A 17897-nucleotide genomic window follows, 5' to 3' on the forward strand; every position below is an offset into this window, starting at 1 on the left:
TGTCGGCATCGGCGAGACCCGCCGCGAAGGCGTTGACCAGGCAATTGCCGTTGTAGCTCGGATCGAAATTCACTTCGCCGCCGATGGTCGGCACGCCGAAGGAATTGCCGTAGCCGCCGATGCCGGCGACGACGCCCGAGACGATATGGCGCGTGCGCGGATGTTCGGGCGCGCCGAAACGCAGCGCGTTCAGGGCCGCCACCGGGCGCGCGCCCATGGTGAAGACGTCGCGCAGAATGCCGCCCACGCCGGTCGCCGCGCCCTCATGCGGTTCGATGTAGGAGGGATGGTTGTGGCTTTCCATCTTGAAGACGATGGCCAGCCCGTCGCCGATATCGATGACGCCGGCATTCTCGCCCGGCCCCTGGATGACCCAGGGCGCCTTGGTCGGCAGTGTCTTCAGATGGATTTTCGAGGATTTGTACGAGCAGTGCTCGTTCCACATCGCCGAGACGATGCCGAGCTCGGTGATCGAGGGCTCGCGCCCGATCAGATGCAGGAAGCGCTGATACTCGTCGGGCTTCAGGCCGTGTTCGGCGACGAGCTGCGGCGTGATCTTGATGTCGTTGGGAATCACGGGGCGAGGGTTCCTGCCGTTCCGGCCGCGCGGCCAGTTTCGATGCGCGGGGCATAACCCGACTGACCGGCATAGACAACGCATTCCCGTCGCATCGGCCTCTTCACGCCCCGGCTGGCACGCGCCCTGCGCTGTGTCCCTCGGCACGGAGAAGACCGTGCCATGGAGGAACAGTCGATGTCGCTTTTGTCCCGTTTCAGGAACGACCGCTCCGGCAATGTCGCGGTTCTGTTCGGATTCGTCGCCCTGCCGCTGATCGGCATCGCCGGTGCGAGCGTCGACTATGCGCGCGCGAGTTCGGCCAAGGCGAGCCTCAACGTCGCGGTCGATTCGGCTGCGCTGATGGTCGCCCGCGACGCCAGCAAGCTCGGTGACGCCGAGCTCCGGAGCCGCGCCGAAGCCCTGATCCGCGCCAATCTCGCCGGCAATTCCGACGCCAAGCTCGGAAACTACACGGTGGCGATCAATCGCACGGCGCGCACCGTCGCCGTCACCGCCGACACGATGGTCGAGACGAGCATCACCCGGGTTATCGGCTTCGACACCATCCCCGTCTCCTCGACCGCCCAGGCCGCCTGGGGCACGAACACGGTCGAACTCGCGCTCGTGCTCGACAACACCGGCTCGATGGCCTCCTCCAGCAAGATGACCGAGCTCAAGAAGGCCTCGCTCGACCTGCTCAAGATCCTGAAGGACGCTGCGACCACGACAGACCAGATCCGCGTCTCGATCGTGCCCTTCGCGACGCAGGTGCGGCTGCCGACGACCTACAAGGACTCGCCCTGGCTGCGCTACGACATGACCCGCACCACCGGCAGCGGCAAGAGCCGGACGACCGAGACCATCACCAAGGCAACCTGGCAGGGCTGCGTCAGCGACCGCGACAAGTCCTATGACGTCAGCGACGCCAGCGCCGTCGCGGGCGCCAACGCGACGCTCTATCCGGCCGATTTCTGCGCCTACGCCTCGCTGACGCCGATACTGCCGCTGACCAGCAACTGGACCGCGCTGCAGAACACCGTCAACGCGATGACGCCGGTGGGCAACACCAATGTCACGATCGGCGCCGCCTGGGGCATGGCGAGCCTCAGCCAGGGCGCACCGCTGCCGGAGGCTGCCGCCTCCACTACGCCGCGGCTGACGAAATACATGATCCTGCTGACCGACGGCGACAACACGCAGAACCGCTTCGGCGACAACCAGACCACCATGGACCAGCGCACCGCCACCGCCTGCACGAATGCCAAGGCGACGGGCATCAAGATCTATTCGATCCGCGTCATCAACGGGAACAGCAGCCTGCTGCGCGGCTGCGCCAGCGAGACCTCGATGTTCTTCGAGGTCTCCAACGCCTCCCAGCTCACGCCGATCTTCCAGCAGATCGCCCGCGAGATCAGCCAGATCCGCCTGACGATGTGAGGGTTTCCAGCGCCGCGCGTAAGGCCGCCGGGATCGGCACCGGCCGCTGCGTCGCCCGGTCGACATGGACATGGGTGAAGCGGCCCTGCGCCGCCGCCCGCTCCCCGCCCTCGCGGAACACGCCGATCCGGTAGGTGACGGAGCTGGTGCCCAGCCGCTCGACGCCGAGGCCGAGTTCGACCGTCTCCGGGAAGGCGACGCTCTCGAAATAGCTGCAGGTCGTCTCGACGACGAGGCCGACCGTGGCGCTGCCGGCGATGTCGAGGAAGCCGCGCTCGATGAGCCAAGCGTTCACGGCGGTGTCGAACCATGAATAATAGACGACATTGTTGACGTGGCCGTAGACGTCGTTGTCGTGCCAGCGCGTCGGGATGGTGCGGAAGATGCCGAAGGCGTCGCGGCCCAGCCGCTCCTGTTTTCCGCTCAAGGCTTCCTCCCCCCGGTGCAACGTTGCGAGCCCTCATCCTGAGGAGCGCCACAGGCTCCGCCCGCTCCTCAGGATGAGGGCTGCGGGCGCCCTCCAGAACCATTATTGCCCGGCCTTGTCGCCCGTGCCGATCTCCGGCACGCCGAGCGCGTCCGCCAGCCGCGCCTTGGCCGAGCCCGGCCGCAGCGGCTGCTGCTGGCTTTCATGCGGCGCCCAGCCCGAGAGCCAGACAATCTCGAAGGTCGCCCGCAGCCGCCCGTCGGCGTCCGCATGGCGCTCGGCATAGAGGCCCGCCGCCCGCATCAGCGTGTCGCGGCGCAGGCCGGTCCGGCGGCGGGCCTCCAGCGCATTGCTCCAGCCGAGCGCACGCAGATCGCGCAGCAGCCCGAAGACGTCGCGATAGCGCACGGTCACGACCTCGCTATCGACGACCGGCAGCGCGAAGCCCGCCCGCTGCAGGAGGCTACCGAGATCGCGCAGATCGGCGAAGGGCGCGATCCGCGGGCTGGCGCCGCCCGAGGTCTCGGCTTCCGCCTCCAGAAGGACCTGACGCAGTTCATGGAGCGTGCGGCCGCCGAGCAGGCAACCGATGAACAGCCCGTCCGGCCGCAGCGCCCGCCGGATCTGGATCAGCGCGCCCGGCAGGTCGTTGACGCCGTGCAGGGCCAGCAGCGAGGCACAGAGATCGAGGCTCGCCGAAGCAAAAGGCAGGCGTTCGAGATCGCCGACCAGATCGCTCCGGCCGCCCGGGGCCTCCGCCATGTGCAGCACCGCATTCGCCTTGCCGGCGAGCACCGGCACGGCCAAGGGCAGGGGCGAGCCGAGATCGGCCGCCCGCTCGAAACGGCGCAGCACCGCCGCCAGCCGCTCGTCGAGATCCTCCGCGGCCCGGCGCAGCAGGAAATCCGGATAGCCGGCCGCCAGCGCCCGCGTCAGCCGCCGCCGACCCAGCGCCCGGTCGAAGACGCGGGCGGCATCGCTCACGCTCCGCGCCCCGGCCCGAACCGGCTCACAGACGGTCCAGCAGCCGCTCGAGCTCTTGGCGGAACTGCGGCCCGAGATCCTGGCGATCGAGCGCATAGGCGACGTTCGCCGCAAGGAAGCCGAGCTTCGAGCCGGTGTCGTAGATGTCGCCGTCGAAGCGGACCGCATGGAAGGGCTCCAGCCGCGACAGCGCGATCATCGAATCGGTGAGCTGGATCTCGCCTCCGGCACCCGGCTCCTGGTTGGCGAGCAGGTTGAAGATCGTCGGCTGCAGGATGTAGCGCCCGGTGATGTGCAGGTTCGACGGCGCCGTTCCCTTCGCCGGCTTCTCGACCATCTTGGTCACCTTCGAGACCTTGGCCTCGCGCCTCTCGACACCGACGATGCCGTATTGATGCGTCTGGTCGTCCGGCACCGGCGCCACGGCGATGTGGTTGCCGCCATGCTTGTTGTAGGCGTCGATCAGCTCGGCCAGGCAGCCCTTGCCATGGGTATGGTGCAGCATGTCCGGCAGCAGCAGCGCGAAGGGCTCGTCGTCGCCGATGATGTCGCGGGCGCACCAGACGGCATGGCCGAGTCCCAGCGGCTGCTGCTGGCGGGTGAAGCTCGTCGCACCCGCGAGCGGCAGATCGGCCGCCAGCGCCTCGATCTCGGCGGTCTTGTTGCGGCGGCGCAGCGTGTCGTCGAGCTCGTAGGCGAAATCGAAATGGTCCTCGATCACCGCCTTGTTGCGGCCGGTGATGAAGACGAAATGCTCGATGCCGGCGGCGCGGGCCTCGTCGACGACATGCTGGAGGGCGGGCCGGTCGACCACCGTCAGCATCTCCTTCGGGACCGCCTTGGTCGCGGGAAGAAAGCGAGTGCCGAGACCGGCGACGGGAAAGACGGCCTTGCGGATGCGTTTCGACATGAAAGGTCCATTTGGCGCCCGGCCTGGCGTGGCAGCGGCGGTTCGGGTTGAAAAGCGGCCTGCTCTCGGCTTGCACCAAGCCGGTCACATCGTAGTAGAAGCAGAATGTGCTTGCGAGACCGTGAACGCCTTTTGCGTGGGGCGGTTCCGGCTGCGGAAGGTGATGACGGGCGATGGCGGTACTTGTTTCGGGCGGAGCCGGATACATCGGCAGCCACATGGTTCTGGAACTGCTCGACCGTGGCGAGAGCGTGGTCGTGCTGGACAATCTCTCCACCGGCTTCTGGTGGGCGGTGCCGAAGGAGGTGCCGCTGATCGAGGGCGACATCGGCGACCAGGATCTGCTCGCCCGCATCATCGCCGAGCACGGCATCACCGAGATCGCCCATTTCGCCGCGAGGATCGTCGTCCCCGAATCCGTCGCCGACCCGTTGGGCTACTATTTCAACAACACGGTGAAGACCCGCGCCCTGCTGGAGAGCGCGGTGCGCGGCGGCGTCCGCCGCATCATCTTTTCCTCCACCGCGGCCGTCTATGGCGAACCCGCGGTCAGTCCGGTTCCGGAGGAGATCGACCTCCACCCGATCAACCCCTATGGCCGCTCCAAGCTGATGAGCGAGTGGATGCTCGCCGACACGGCGAAGGCGCATGGGCTGGGTTATGTCGTGCTGCGCTATTTCAACGTCGCCGGCGCCGATCCGCGGGGCCGGTCGGGCCAGTCCTCACCCAACGCGACGCATCTCATCAAGGTGGCCGGCCAGGCCGCTCTCGGGCAGCGTCCGGGCCTCGAGGTCTTCGGCACCGACTATCCGACGCCCGACGGCACCTGCATCCGCGACTACATCCACGTCACCGACCTCGCCCGTGCCCATATCGCCGCGCTCGAACATCTGCGCGGCGGCGGCGAAAGCCTGACCCTGAACTGCGGCTATGGCCGGGGCTATTCGGTCAAGGAGGTGGTCGAGGTCGTCAAGAAGGTCTCGGGCGTCGACTTTCCGGTGACGCTGTCGGGCCGCCGGGCCGGGGATCCGGCCGCCCTCGTCGCCAGGGCCGACCGCATTCGCAGCGAACTCGGCTGGAAGCCGGAGCATGACGACCTCGAGGAGATCGTCCGTCAGGCCCTCGCCTGGGAAGACAAGCTGAAGACCCGCAACGCGGTGTGACCGCCGGCCTCAGCCGGTCAAGGCCAGATCGGCGGGATCGCGCACCGCCGTCACGGTCAGCCGCCGCTGCTCGCCCGAGCGTGTCGTCCAGTCGATCGACTTGCCGGCGGCCATGCCGATCAGGGCGACGCCGATCGGCGTCATCACCGAGATCCGACCCGCGTCGACGTCGGCCTCCTCGGGCCGCACGAGCGTGATCGTGCTCTCCTTGCCCGAGGCGTCGTCGCGAAAGGTGACGCCGCTGCCGATGCGGATGTGATCCGCCGAATGACGCCCTCGCGGGAGAATGCGGGCACGGTCGAGTTCGCGGGCGAGTTCGGCCGCGAGATCGGCCAGGCGCTCGCCGGCGCCGTCAACGGCGCGGCTGAGCAGGAGATGATCCTCGGCCGTCAGCACGATGGCGGGACGCGCGGCGCGCTTGGTGGTCTGGCTCATGATGAATCCTGAGGGTTGCTCGGCAGCCGGCGGAGGCGATCGATCGCGCCCGCGGCGACGGCCGGAAGGAAGACTGAAACGGGAAGCGGCGATGCCGCTCGGCGCGATGGCGGCCCCGAACCCGGAGCGCGCAACGCGGCGGGCGCGGGGCTAATGGCCCGCGATGAAGGGACCCGAACGGCGAAGGCCGCAGCAGAAGCTGGAGGGGCTGATCATGCGCGCGAGGCTCGGCCATGGCGTCGGCTTTGTCAAATCGCCGGCGCCGGCGGCGCGTTCGTCCGCCATTGCCGCTGCCCTTAACCTTTGGTTAATCTTGTTCGGGCGCTCTGGAGCAGACCGTCCCTCCCGTCGATCCGAGTGTTCCATGCGCCTGTCCGTCATCGCCGCAGCGGCCCTGATCAGCCTGGCGCCCGCCTTCGCCCAGACCACGGGCTCGATCGGCACCTCGTCCGCCCGCACGCGAGAGGCGCCGCCGACCCCCGCCGCCCGCCCGGCCGAGGGCGATTTCGGGGCCTTCCTGCAGCGGCTCTGGCCGCTGGCCCAGGCCCGCGGCATCTCGCGCGCGACCTTCGACCTGGCCTTCCAGGGCATGACCCCCGACCCCGCCATCGCGGCACTCACCCGGAAGCAGTCCGAGTTCACCGCGCCGATCTGGGGCTATCTCAACAGCGCGGTGGGCGGCACGCGGATTCCCCGCGGCCGCGATGCGGCCGCTGGCAACGCCGGGCTTCTGGCCCAGGTCGAGGCGCGCTACGGCGTGCCGCGCGAGATCGTGCTCGGCGTCTGGGGCATGGAGACCAATTACGGCTCGTTCAAGGGCGACAAGGACACCATCCGCTCGCTCGCGACGCTCGCCCATCTGCGCTATCGCGGCGACTTCTTCCGCGACGAACTCCTGACCGCGCTCGAGCTGATCGAGGAAGGCCATGTCGAGCGCCGCGAACTGCGCGGCTCCTGGGCCGGCGCCATGGGCCACACCCAGTTCATGCCGTCGAGCTACCGCAAATATGCGGTCGACCACACTGGCGACGGCCATGCCGACATCTGGACCTCGACCGCCGACGCGCTCGCCTCCACCGCCAACTATCTGAAGGGGCATGGCTGGGTGCCGGGCCTGCCCTGGGGGCTCGAGGTCACGCTGCCCGAGGGCTTCGACCACCGGCTGAACCGGGCGAGCTTTTTGCAGTTCGCCACCGCCGGCGTGCGCAAGGCCGATGGCGGGCGGCTGCCCTCTTCCGGCGAGGGCCGGCTGTTCTATCCCGCCGGCCATCGCGGCCCGGTGATGCTGCTCACCGAGAATTTCGACGTCATCAAGAAGTACAACTCGTCGGACGCCTATGCGCTCGCCGTCGGCCATCTCGGCGACCGCATCATGGGCCGCCCTGCCATCCAGGCCGACTGGCCGGTCCAGGCGCCGCGCCTCGACAAATCCGCCATCCAGGACCTGCAGCGCCGCCTGAAGACGCTCGGCCTCTACAACCACGACGCCGACGGGCGCATCGGCACCGGCACCCGCGAGGCCGTGCGCCAGTACCAGCTCCGCCAGGGCGAGATCGCCGATGGCTGGCCGACACCGGCCCTGCTGGCACGGCTGCGCACGGCCCGCTGACGGCGGCACCGTCTTCCGCTATGATAGCGCCGCCCCGCACAGGGGTGCGGATCGAGTGCCCGATGCGTTTGCGCGCCCTCTTCACGATGCTGGTGGTCGCCGGCCTGCTGATTTTGACAGGCGGGCTGCCCTCGCTCGCGCAGCAGGCGCGCCAGTCGCAACCTCAGCAGCGCAGCCTGTTTCAGCTCTTCTGGCAGCAGCCCCAGCAGCCCCAGGCGGTCCAGCCGCAGCGCCAGCGCGTCGCACCGGTGGTCCGCCGCCGCCCGGCCGCACCCGTCGTCGTCCGCGACGACCCGGTCATCCCCAAGGTCGACGTCGCCCACCATATCCTCGTCATCGGCGATTCCCTCGCCAACCTGCTGGCCGATGGGCTTGAAGAGGCGCTGGAGGACCGGCCCGACCTCGCGGTGATCGCGCGGGCGAAGCCGGATTCCGGGCTCGTGCGCAGCGACTTCCACGACTGGCCCAAGGTCGCCGCCGAACTCGTCGCGGCCGATGCCAAGATCGGGCTCGGCGTCATGATGGTCGGCCTCAACGACCGGCAGGCGATCCGCGAGGGCGACATGGTCCACGAGCCGCTCAGCCCGCGCTGGCTCGAACTCTACCGCGAGCGCATCAATGCCGTCGCGCAGGCCTTCGCGGCGCGGCGCGTCCCGCTGATCTGGGTCGGCGCGCCGCCGGTGCAGAATGCGAGGCTTTCGGCCGATCTGGTCACCTTCAACGAGCAGTACCGTCAGCAGGTCGAGCGTCTCGGTGGGCAGTATGTCGATCTCTGGGGCGCCTTCGTCGATGCGGAAAACCGCTACGCCGCGATGGGGCCCGACGTCTCCGGCCAGCCGGCGCGGCTGCGGCTCGGCGACGGCATCCACTTCACTGCGATCGGAGCCCGCAAGGCGGCCCATTTCGTCGATGTGCTGGTGCGCCGGATGTTCGAGCCGGGAACCCAGGGCAGCGTGATCGCCCTGCCCGTCTCGCCCGAGACCGGCGCCCCCACCAATCCAGAACTGCAGCCCGGCGGCGTCGAGCGCCTGATCGACCAGATGGTCGCAGGCCTGCCCGTGATCAGCCTGCCGGCCGCGCTCCAGGCCAAGCCGGCGGCCGGGCCGATCCTGCCACTGACCGGCACGGCGGGGCCCGGCGAGCAGGCGCTGCTGGTCTCGATCCCCGATGCGCGCGGCCGCGGCGAACTCGCCGGCCAGCTCGACCGCATCTTCGGCGAGGGCATCCTGCCCGAGCCGAAGCCAGGGCGGATGGACGATCACCGCTGGCCGCGGTGAGACACGTCATGCTCGGGCTTGACCCGAGAATCTCTCCGACGAGATGCCACTGGTTTCCGAGATGGTCGGGTCAAGCCCGACCATGACGACCGCCCGTCACAGCGGCAGGATCGTCTCGCCCATCAGCTGCTTGTCGATCGCATGCGCCGCCTGGCGGCCCTCGCGGATCGCCCAGACCACGAGCGACTGGCCGCGGCGCATGTCGCCGGCGACGAAGACCTTGTCGACGCTGGTGCGGTAGTCGCTGTCATTGGCGACGACGTTGGCGCGCTTGTCGACGGCCGCGCCCGACTGCGCGATCATGCCCTCGATCAGCGAACCGGCGAAGCCGATGGCGAGGAAGCAGAGATCGGCCTGCAGCACGAATTCGGTGCCCGGGATCGGCTGGCGCTTCTCGTCGACGCGGGCACAGCGCACGCCGGTGAGCTTGCCGTTGCGGCCCTCGAGCCCGAGCGTCGCCGCCTGGAACTCGCGCTCGGCGCCCTCGGCCTGCGAGGAGGAGGTGCGGAACTTCGTCGGCCAATAGGGCCAGACGGTGAGCTTGTCCTCGATCTGCGGCGCCATCGGCCGGATGTCGAGCTGCGTCACCGAGAGTGCCCCCTGGCGGAAGGCCGTTCCGACGCAGTCCGACGCCGTGTCGCCGCCGCCGACCACGACGACATGCTTGCCGCCGGCCAGGATCGGCGTGATGCCCGAAACGTCCTCGCCGCCGACCCGCTTGTTCTGCTGGGTCAGGTAGGGCATCGCGTAATGCACGCCGTCGAGATTGGTGTCCGGCAGGCCGGGATCGCGCGGCGCCTCGGCGCCGCCGCTCATCAGTACGGCGTCGTGCTCGGCGGTCAGCGTCGCGAAGGGCACGGTCACGCCGACATTGACGTTGTAGTGGAAGGTGACGCCCTCGGCCTCCATCTGCTTCACGCGGCGGTCGATGTGCTTCTTTTCCATCTTGAAGTCGGGAATGCCGTAGCGCAGCAGGCCGCCGGCGCGCGCCTCGCGCTCATAGACATGGACCTCGTGGCCGACGCGGGCGAGCTGCTGCGCCGCCGCAAGCCCGGCCGGGCCCGAACCGACGACGGCGATTTTCTTGCCGGTGCGGATCGCGGCCGGCTCGGGCACGATCCAGCCCTCCTGCCAGCCCTTGTCGGCGATCGCCTGCTCGATCGTCTTGATCGTGACGGGCATGTTCTCGAGGTTCAACGTGCAGGCCTCCTCGCAGGGCGCGGGGCAGATGCGGCCGGTGAACTCGGGGAAATTGTTGGTCGAGTGGAGATTGCGCAGCGCATCCTCCCAGCCGCCGGAATAGACCAGCTCGTTCCAGTCCGGAATCTGGTTGTGGACCGGGCAGCCGGTCGGCCCATGGCAGAACGGAATGCCGCAATCCATGCAGCGCGCCGCCTGCTTCTTGACGTCGCGCTCCTCCAGCGGGAGCGTGAACTCCCGAAAATGGCGGATGCGGTCGCCGGCGAGCTGATACTTCTGCTCCTGCCGGTCATATTCGAGAAAGCCGGTGACCTTGCCCATGCCTGTGTCTCTCGCCGTCCCGCCCGGCCTCGCCGGGCATCCCCGCGGGGCGGGGCGCCTGTCCCGATGAAGTCCCGAGGCGGCAGAAGCCCGCCCGGAACCGACCCTCGTCCTATTCCGCCGCCTGGAGCGAACGCGCCTGTTCCATCTCGCGCAGCGCCCGGCGGTACTCGACCGGCATCACCTTGACGAACTTGGTCCGGTAGTCGGCCCAGTTCTCCAGGATGCGCTTGGCCGTCTCCGAACCGGTATAGTCGACATGGTTCGTCAGCATCTGCATCAGGCGCTCCTCGTCATGGCCCGACATATTGGCCATGTCGATGCGGCCCTTATGCTCGAGATCGCCGCCATGATGGTGCAGCCGCTCCATCAGGTCCTCCTCCTCCTCGACCGGCTCGAGATCGACCATGGAGAGGTTGCAGCGCTGCGGGAAGCTGCCGTCCTCGTCGAGCACATAGGCGATGCCGCCCGACATGCCGGCCGCGAAGTTGCGACCCGTCGGCCCGATCACCGCGACGACGCCACCGGTCATGTACTCGCAGCCATGGTCGCCCGTGCCCTCGACCACCGCCACGGCACCCGAATTGCGGACAGCGAAGCGTTCGCCGGCGATGCCGCGGAAATAGGCCTCTCCCGCGATCGCGCCGTAGAGCACGGTGTTGCCGACGATGATCGAACGCTCCGGCACGGCCTTCGAGGCCGGGTCCGGCTTGACCACCAGCTTGCCGCCGGAGAGGCCCTTGCCGACATAGTCGTTGGCCTGCCCGGTCAGCTCGACGGTCACGCCCGCGGCGAGGAAGGCGGCGAAGCTCTGGCCAGACGTGCCCTTCAGCTTCACCGTGATGGTGTCCTCAGGCAAGCCGGCATGGCCATATGTCTTGGCGACGGCGCCCGAGAGCATCGCGCCGACGCTGCGGTCGACATTGCAGATCGGGTGCTCGAGCACGACCGGCGTGCCGGTCTCCAGCGCATCCTTCGCTCCCGCGATCAGCTTGCGGTCGAGCACGTCGTCGATCGGGTGCTTCTGCAGCTCGACATGGCGGATCGCCACGTCGGGCATGTCGACCTTGTGGAACAGCCGCGAGAAGTCGAGCCCCTTGGCCTTCCAGTGGTCGATCGCCTCGCGCTTGTCGAGCAGGTCGGAGCGGCCGACGATCTCGTCGAGGCGGGTGAAGCCCATCTCGGCCAGGATCTTACGCACGTCCTCGGCGACGAAGAAGAAGTAGTTGATGACGTGCTCGGGCAGGCCCTTGAAGCGCTTGCGCAGCACCGGGTCCTGCGTCGCGACGCCGACCGGGCAGGTGTTGAGATGGCACTTGCGCATCATGATGCAGCCGGCCGCGATCAGCGGCGCGGTCGAGAAGCCGAACTCGTCGGCCCCGAGCAACGCGCCGATCACGACGTCGCGGCCGGTGCGCAGGCCGCCATCGACCTGCAGCGCAATGCGGCCGCGCAGCTGGTTGAGCACGAGCGTCTGCTGCGTCTCGGCCAGCCCGATCTCCCAGGGCGAGCCGGCATGCTTCAGCGAGGTCAGCGGGCTCGCGCCCGTGCCACCCTCGAAGCCCGAAATGGTGATGTGGTCGGCGCGCGACTTGGCCACGCCGGCCGCCACGGTGCCGACGCCGATCTCGGAGACGAGCTTCACCGAGACATCCGCCGCGGGGTTGACGTTCTTCAGGTCGAAGATCAGCTGCGCCAGATCCTCGATCGAATAGATGTCGTGATGCGGCGGCGGCGAGATCAGGCCGACGCCCGGCGTCGAATGCCGGACCTTGGCGATCTTGGCGTCGACCTTGTGGCCGGGCAGCTGCCCACCCTCGCCGGGCTTGGCGCCCTGCGCGACCTTGATCTGCATGACGTCGGCATTGACCAGATATTCGGTCGTCACGCCGAAGCGGCCCGATGCGATCTGCTTGATCGCCGAGCGCTTCGAGCGCCCGTCCGCCATCGGCTTGAAGCGGATCGGCTCCTCGCCGCCCTCGCCCGTGTTCGACTTGCCGCCGATCTGGTTCATCGCGATCGCGATGGTCTCATGCGCCTCGCGCGAGATCGAGCCAAAGGACATCGCGCCGGTGGCGAAGCGCTTCACGATCTCGGAGGCCGGCTCGACGCTCTCCAGCGGCACCGGCGCGCGGCCGTTGTCGCGTGCCTGCTTCAGCTTGAACAGGCCGCGGATCGTGGTCAGCCGCTGCGCCTCGTCATTGACCTGCTGCGCGAAGGCCTCGTAGCGGTCCTGCGCGTTGAGGCGCACCGCATGCTGCAGCGAGGCGACGACGTCCGGCGTCCAGACATGGTCCTCGCCGCGGATGCGGTAGACGTATTCGCCACCGATATCGAGGCTGTTGCGATAGACCGGCGCGTCGCCGAAGGCGTCCTTGTGGCGGCTGACGCTCTCCTGCGCGACCTCATCGAGACCGACGCCCTCGATCGCAGTGGCGGTGCCGAAGAAGTAGCGCTCGACGAAATCGCTCTTGAGGCCGACGGCGTCGAAGATCTGCGCGCCGCAATAGGACTGGTAGGTCGAGATGCCCATCTTGGACATGACCTTCAGCACGCCCTTGCCGACCGACTTGATGTAGCGCTTCACCACCTCATAGGCGTCGACCTCGGTCGGGAAGGCGCCCTGCTCGTGCAGGTCGAGCAGCGTGTCGAAGGCGAGATAGGGGTTGATCGCCTCCGCGCCATAACCGGCAAGGCAGCAGAAATGATGGATCTCGCGCGGCTCGCCCGATTCCACGACGAGGCCGACCGAGGTGCGCAGGCCCTTGCGGATCAAGTGATGATGCACGGCCGCCGTCGCCAGCAGCGCCGGGATCGGGATCCGGTCCGGCCCGACCAGTCGGTCGGACAGGATGATGATGTTGTAGCCGCCATGGACCGCGGCCTCGGCGCGCTCGCAGAGCCGCTCCAGCGCCGCCGCCATGCCGCCCGCGCCATCGCGCGCCGGATAGGTGAAATCGATCGTCTTGGTGTCGAAGCGATCCTCGTAATGGCCGATGCAGCGGATCTTCTCGAGATCGTCATTGGTCAGGATCGGCTGGCGCACCTCGAGCCGCTTGCGCCGCGAGGTCCCTTCCAGATCGAGGATGTTCGGCCGCGGCCCGATGAAGGAGAGCAGGCTCATCACCAGCTCCTCGCGGATCGGGTCGATCGGCGGGTTGGTGACCTGGGCGAAGTTCTGCTTGAAATAGGTGTAGAGCAGCTTCGACTTCGAGGAGAGCGCCGAGATCGGCGTGTCGGTGCCCATCGAGCCGACGGCTTCCTGCCCCGTCACCGCCATCGGCGCCATCAGCAGGCGGGTGTCCTCCTGCGTGTAGCCGAAGGCCTGCTGGCGATCGAGCAGGGCGACGTCCGTACGCTGCGCCCGCGCCTCGACCGGCGGCAGATCCTCGAGCACGATCTGGGTGCGCTTCAGCCAGTCCTTGTAGGGGTTGGCGAGACACAGCGACGTCTTGATCTCGTCATCGCCGATGATCCGGCCCTCTTCGAGATCGATCAGCAGCATCTTGCCCGGCTGCAGGCGCCACTTCTCGACGATCTTCTCCTCCGGGATCGGCAGCACACCGAATTCGGAGGCGAGCACCACGAGCCCGTCATCGGTGACGAGATAGCGCGCCGGCCGCAGGCCGTTGCGGTCCAGCGTCGCGCCGATCTGCTTGCCGTCGGTGAAGGCGATCGCGGCGGGCCCGTCCCAGGGCTCCATCAGCGCGGCGTGATACTCGTAGAAGGCGCGCCGCTCCTCATCCATCAGCGGGTTGCCGTTCCAGGCCTCGGGAACGAGCATCATCATCGCATGCGCCAGCGAGTAGCCGCCCTGCACCAGGAATTCGAGCGCGTTGTCGAAGCAGGCGGTGTCGGACTGGCCCTCATAGGAGATCGGCCAGAGCTTCGAGATGTCGGGCCCGAACAGCTCGGAATCGACGCTCGCCTGCCGGGCCGCCATCCAGTTGACGTTGCCGCGCAGCGTGTTGATCTCGCCGTTATGGGCGACCATGCGGTAAGGGTGCGCCAGCCGCCAGGACGGGAAGGTGTTGGTGGCGAAGCGCTGATGGACCAGCGCGATCGCGCTCTCGAAGCGCTCGTCCTGCAGATCCTTGAAATAGCTGCCGAGCTGGGTGACCAGCACCATGCCCTTGTAGACGATGGTGCGCGCCGACATCGAGACCGGGTAATAGGTCGCGGTGGCGCGGTCCTTCAGCTTGTAGACCTTGTTGGAGACCGACTTGCGCAGGACGTAGACCTTGCGCTCGAACTCCTCCTCGGTCGCGATCTCGGCCGGCCGGCCGACGAAGAGCTGGCGATGGACCGGCTCGGTCTCCTTCACCGCCTTGCCGAGATCGGAACCATCGACCGGCACGTCGCGCCAGCCGAGGAAGATCAGGCCCTCCTCGGTCACGGTCTGCTCGACGATGTCCTCGCAGATCCTCCGGTCGCTCGTGTCGCGCGGCATGAAGAACTGCCCGATCGCGTAATGGCCGACCTCCGGCAGGGTAATGCCGAGCGTCGCGCACTCCTCGCTGAAGAAGCGATGCGGGATCTGGGTCAGGATGCCGCAACCGTCGCCGAGCTTGGGGTCGGCGCCGACCGCACCGCGATGGTCGATGTTGAGCAGGATCTGCAGGCCCTGCGCCACGACGGCATGGCTCTTGCGGTTCTTCATGTCGGCGATGAAACCGACGCCGCAGGAATCCTTCTCCATCGACGGATCGTAGAGGCCCTGGCGCACCGGCATGGCGGGGTCGCGAACCTCCGGGAAGCGCTCGAAGGCCGGCGTGACGGCGTCCAAGGTCTCCACGCGCTCGAAGGCACCGCTCGACTGGCTGGTTTCGCTCATCGTCAAACCCCGCTTGCCACCGCCCGCCCGGCTTCCGCCGGAGGGCATCCTTGAGACCATATCACCCTTCGCCCATCCTGGGCCGCCGATCCTGCACCGGCTCTTGTGAGCCGCAGCAAGGATGGGGCCAGCATGGCCGGGGCGTTCGTTTGTCGGAGGTGGCTTGCGCTGGTCTCGGGGCGCCCGCGTCCTCCGCAGGCGCTGAGGGCTCGTCGCCCTGCCGCGCCTGTCAGGCTGCCGCTTTGCGGGCGGCGCGCGTACGAGTGGCTTTGGCGTGTTTGGCCGTACCCTTCGTCATCGATCCGCTCCGTTGCGATGGCACGACCGCTCCCCTTGCGGAGTTCGGTCGGCACGGCGAAAAATGGGACAGCAACACTGTCCTATTCCGTGAATTTGCCAGAATTCCAATCTCGGCACAAGCGGTGATTCGTCACGCTTCGGAAATTTTATGTTGCATGAGCGGCGCCTCCCGACATTTCCGGCATGAAGGGCCGCATCGGCCCCTCACTTCCTGTCGATCCTCGCGGCAGACGCCTCTGGCGCGCGCGCGATCGGTTCCCTACTCTGAACCTCCTGCCTTCCTTCCCTGGTCGCGCCCGATGCCGCTGGTGATCGTCCCCGTCTATGCCGCGCTGCTGGCGCTGCTCTTCGTCATGCTCTCACTCTCGGTGGTCCGACAGCGGCGCAGCGGCCGCATCGCCATCGGCACCGCCGGCGACCGCGACCTCGAACGCCGCGTCCGCGTGCACGGCAATTTCGCCGAATATACGCCGCTGGCTTTGCTGCTGCTCGCCATGGCCGAGTTCCGCGGCGCGCCTAGCCTGCTGCTGCACGCGCTCTGCCTGTGCCTCCTCGTCGGCCGGGCGAGCCATGCCTGGGGCGTCTCGCATCTCGACGAGGATCTGCGCTTCCGTGTCGCCGGCATGGTCGCGACCTTCCTCAGCCTGATCGTGGCGGCCGTGACGCTGCTCGTGCAGGCGCTGGTCGGGTAGGTGCGCGGCGCCCTTGGCGAGGGCGCAGCCTACCTCTATCGCTGGCGGCATGAACTTCATCAGCGACAACATCGCGGGCGCGAGCCCTAAGGTCATGGCCGCGATCGCCGCCGCCAATGACGGACCGGCCTCGGCCTATGGCACTGACATCTGGACGCAGAAGGCCGAGCGCCGCATCGCCGAGATTTTCGAGCGCGAGGTCGCGGTCTTCCTGGTCACCAGCGGCACGGCTGCGAATGCGCTGGCGCTGGCGAGCCTGACCCGCCCCTGGGGCGCCGTTGTCACCCATGAGGAGAGTCATGTCGCCGACGACGAATGCGGCGCGCCTGAGTTCTTCAGCGACGGCGCCAAGCTGATCGGCCTGCCGGGCGCCGGCAACAAGCTCTCGCCCGCGGAAGTCACCCAGACGCTGGCCCGCTTCCGAGAAGGCGCCCTACACCAGGTCCAGCCGCAGGCGCTCTCGATCACCCAGGCCACCGAATGCGGCACGATCTACACCCCAGACGAGATCCGCGCGCTGAAGGCGGCCGCCGCGCCGCGCGGCCTGGCCCTGCACATGGATGGCGCCCGCTTCGCCAATGCGCTGGTGACGCTGGGCTGCAGCCCGGCGGAAACCACCTGGAAGGCCGGCGTCGACGTGCTCACCTTCGGCGGCACCAAGAACGGTGCCTGGGCGGCCGAAGCGGTCGTCTTCTTCGACCCCGCCCGCGCGACCGAGATGAAATGGCGCCGCAAGCGCGCCGGCCAGACGCTCTCCAAGGGCCGGCTGATCGGCGCCCAGTTCGAGGGGCTGCTCGCCGACGGGCACTGGCTCGACCTCGCCCGCCATGCCAATGAACTCGCGCAGCGCCTCGCCCAGGCCTTCGCGCGCAGTTCGCAGGCCCGCCTCGCCTGGCCCTGCCAGGCCAATGAAGTGTTTCCGATTCTGTCCCCTGCCCTGCAGGCGCGGCTGAAGACGGCCGGCGTCGGCTATCTCGACTGGTCGGCGCGCGCCCTGCCGGCAGGCGAGGCGCTGGCCGAGGGCGAGGTCGTCGGCCGCTTCGTCATGTCCTTCGCGACACCGGAGGCCGAGGTGGAGCGCCTCATTGCCCTGCTCGCGGCGTGCAATGGCTGAGATCGCTCCCGGATTCAGCCCCACGCCTGCCGCAATCCCTAAGGAAGACTGAAAGCCTGTCAGTTCGTCCTCTGAAAGGGATGCTCCCAATGGCCATTCGTTCGACCGCGGCGCAGCGCCATGCGCTGATGGGCATGGCAGTCGCCGGCGCCCTCGCCGGCGCAACCGGCACCGCATCGGCCCAGTACTACCTCTACGACGACGCGCCCTATCTCGAGCAGCGTTTCGGCTATGGCTATCGCTACCTCGCCCCGCGTCCGCCGGCACCGATCCCGCAGCGCGCCATCGGGCGGATCGCGGCACGTGACTACGGCCTGGCCCGCGTCGATCGCACGGTCGCGACGGGCTCCGCCTATGTCGTCGACGGGCGCACCCGCTCGGGCGCCCGCGTCCGGCTCATCCTCGATCGCTATAGCGGCCAGGTGCTCGACGAGATCGTCCTCCAGGCGCCGCCGCGCACGGCTCCTCGCGTTGCCCGGACCGACCCGCGCGACGAGGCCAGACCGCGAGCCCAGCGCCTCACGCCGCAGCCGCCCGAACGGCCGGCCCCTCTCAAGCCACCCGGACAGGCGACCGCGCCCGCGACAGTGACCCCGCCCGCGCCCGCCGCGCCGCTCAAGGCCGAGCCACCCATG

Annotated in this window: 13 protein-coding genes and 1 pseudogene; 7 read left to right on the forward strand and 7 right to left on the reverse strand. The window is 68.4% G+C overall.

From position 1 onward, the window contains the following. Nucleotides 1-577 (reverse strand): AIR synthase related protein (locus Q8M82_RS06950; RefSeq protein WP_305690648.1); only part of this gene is annotated, 577 nt, incomplete at its 3' end. 177 nt (nucleotides 578-754) lie between these two features. Here Q8M82_RS06950 and Q8M82_RS06955 point away from each other — a divergent pair. Further along, nucleotides 755-1996, forward strand: a complete 1242-nt coding sequence (locus tag Q8M82_RS06955; protein ID WP_305690649.1) for a vWA domain-containing protein — start codon at nucleotides 755-757, stop codon at nucleotides 1994-1996. On the opposite strand, the gene Q8M82_RS06960 is transcribed toward Q8M82_RS06955, so the two are convergent. From Q8M82_RS06960 to Q8M82_RS06970, 3 genes are all read right to left on the reverse strand, one after another. Continuing rightward, nucleotides 1971-2423: an acyl-CoA thioesterase gene (locus tag Q8M82_RS06960; protein ID WP_305690650.1), complete on the reverse strand. Its 453-nt coding sequence runs from the start codon at nucleotides 2421-2423 to the stop codon at nucleotides 1971-1973. The two genes, Q8M82_RS06955 and Q8M82_RS06960, sit on opposite strands and share 26 nt — an antisense overlap. 102 nt (nucleotides 2424-2525) lie before the next feature. After that, the gene (locus tag Q8M82_RS06965) at nucleotides 2526-3407 is read right to left on the reverse strand and encodes a methyltransferase domain-containing protein (RefSeq protein WP_305690651.1); all 882 of its coding nucleotides are present in this window, start codon (nucleotides 3405-3407) and stop codon (nucleotides 2526-2528) included. Between the two features lie 25 nt (nucleotides 3408-3432). Continuing rightward, a complete protein-coding gene (locus Q8M82_RS06970) occupies nucleotides 3433-4317 on the reverse strand; it encodes a UTP--glucose-1-phosphate uridylyltransferase (protein WP_305690652.1) in 885 nt (294 codons plus the stop codon). Between the two features lie 173 nt (nucleotides 4318-4490). Here Q8M82_RS06970 and galE point away from each other — a divergent pair, with 173 nt between their 5' ends. Further along, nucleotides 4491-5480 (forward strand): UDP-glucose 4-epimerase GalE, encoded by a 990-nt coding sequence (galE, locus tag Q8M82_RS06975; RefSeq protein ID WP_305690653.1) that lies wholly within the window; start codon nucleotides 4491-4493, stop codon nucleotides 5478-5480. Between the two features lie 9 nt (nucleotides 5481-5489). On the opposite strand, the gene rnk is transcribed toward galE, so the two are convergent. Next, nucleotides 5490-5915, reverse strand: coding sequence for a nucleoside diphosphate kinase regulator (gene rnk / locus Q8M82_RS06980; protein WP_305690654.1), 426 nt, complete (start codon nucleotides 5913-5915; stop codon nucleotides 5490-5492). Between the two features lie 364 nt (nucleotides 5916-6279). Between rnk and Q8M82_RS06985 the strand changes: the two genes are divergently transcribed. Next, complete coding sequence (locus Q8M82_RS06985) at nucleotides 6280-7524, forward strand: lytic murein transglycosylase (protein WP_305690655.1); 1245 nt, start codon at nucleotides 6280-6282, stop codon at nucleotides 7522-7524. Between the two features lie 62 nt (nucleotides 7525-7586). Continuing rightward, the gene (locus Q8M82_RS06990; protein WP_305690656.1) at nucleotides 7587-8801 is read left to right on the forward strand and encodes an SGNH/GDSL hydrolase family protein; all 1215 of its coding nucleotides are present in this window, start codon (nucleotides 7587-7589) and stop codon (nucleotides 8799-8801) included. Between the two features lie 96 nt (nucleotides 8802-8897). Here the strand turns inward: Q8M82_RS06990 and Q8M82_RS06995 are convergent, their stop codons facing one another. Together Q8M82_RS06995 and gltB are read right to left on the reverse strand one after the other, a co-directional pair. Further along, nucleotides 8898-10322: a glutamate synthase subunit beta gene (locus tag Q8M82_RS06995; RefSeq protein WP_305690657.1), complete on the reverse strand. Its 1425-nt coding sequence runs from the start codon at nucleotides 10320-10322 to the stop codon at nucleotides 8898-8900. Between the two features lie 112 nt (nucleotides 10323-10434). Then, on the reverse strand, nucleotides 10435-15054 hold the full coding sequence (gltB, locus tag Q8M82_RS07000; RefSeq protein ID WP_305690660.1) for a glutamate synthase large subunit: 4620 nt from the start codon (nucleotides 15052-15054) through the stop codon (nucleotides 10435-10437). Between the two features lie 701 nt (nucleotides 15055-15755). Here gltB and Q8M82_RS07005 point away from each other — a divergent pair. From Q8M82_RS07005 to Q8M82_RS07015, 3 genes and pseudogenes are all read left to right on the forward strand, one after another. Continuing rightward, a complete protein-coding gene (locus Q8M82_RS07005; protein ID WP_305690658.1) occupies nucleotides 15756-16148 on the forward strand; it encodes an MAPEG family protein in 393 nt (130 codons plus the stop codon). 49 nt (nucleotides 16149-16197) lie between these two features. Then, nucleotides 16198-17262, forward strand: coding sequence for a threonine aldolase family protein (locus Q8M82_RS07010; protein ID WP_305690659.1), 1065 nt, complete (start codon nucleotides 16198-16200; stop codon nucleotides 17260-17262). Nucleotides 17263-17351: 89 nt separating this feature from the next. Further along, nucleotides 17352-17897 (forward strand): annotated as a pseudogene (locus Q8M82_RS07015) (hypothetical protein); the annotation flags it as partial.

Origin of the sequence: Allobosea sp. (assembly GCF_030694325.1) — a bacterium.
In the GTDB taxonomy this organism is placed as follows: Bacteria; Pseudomonadota; Alphaproteobacteria; order Rhizobiales; family Beijerinckiaceae; genus Allobosea.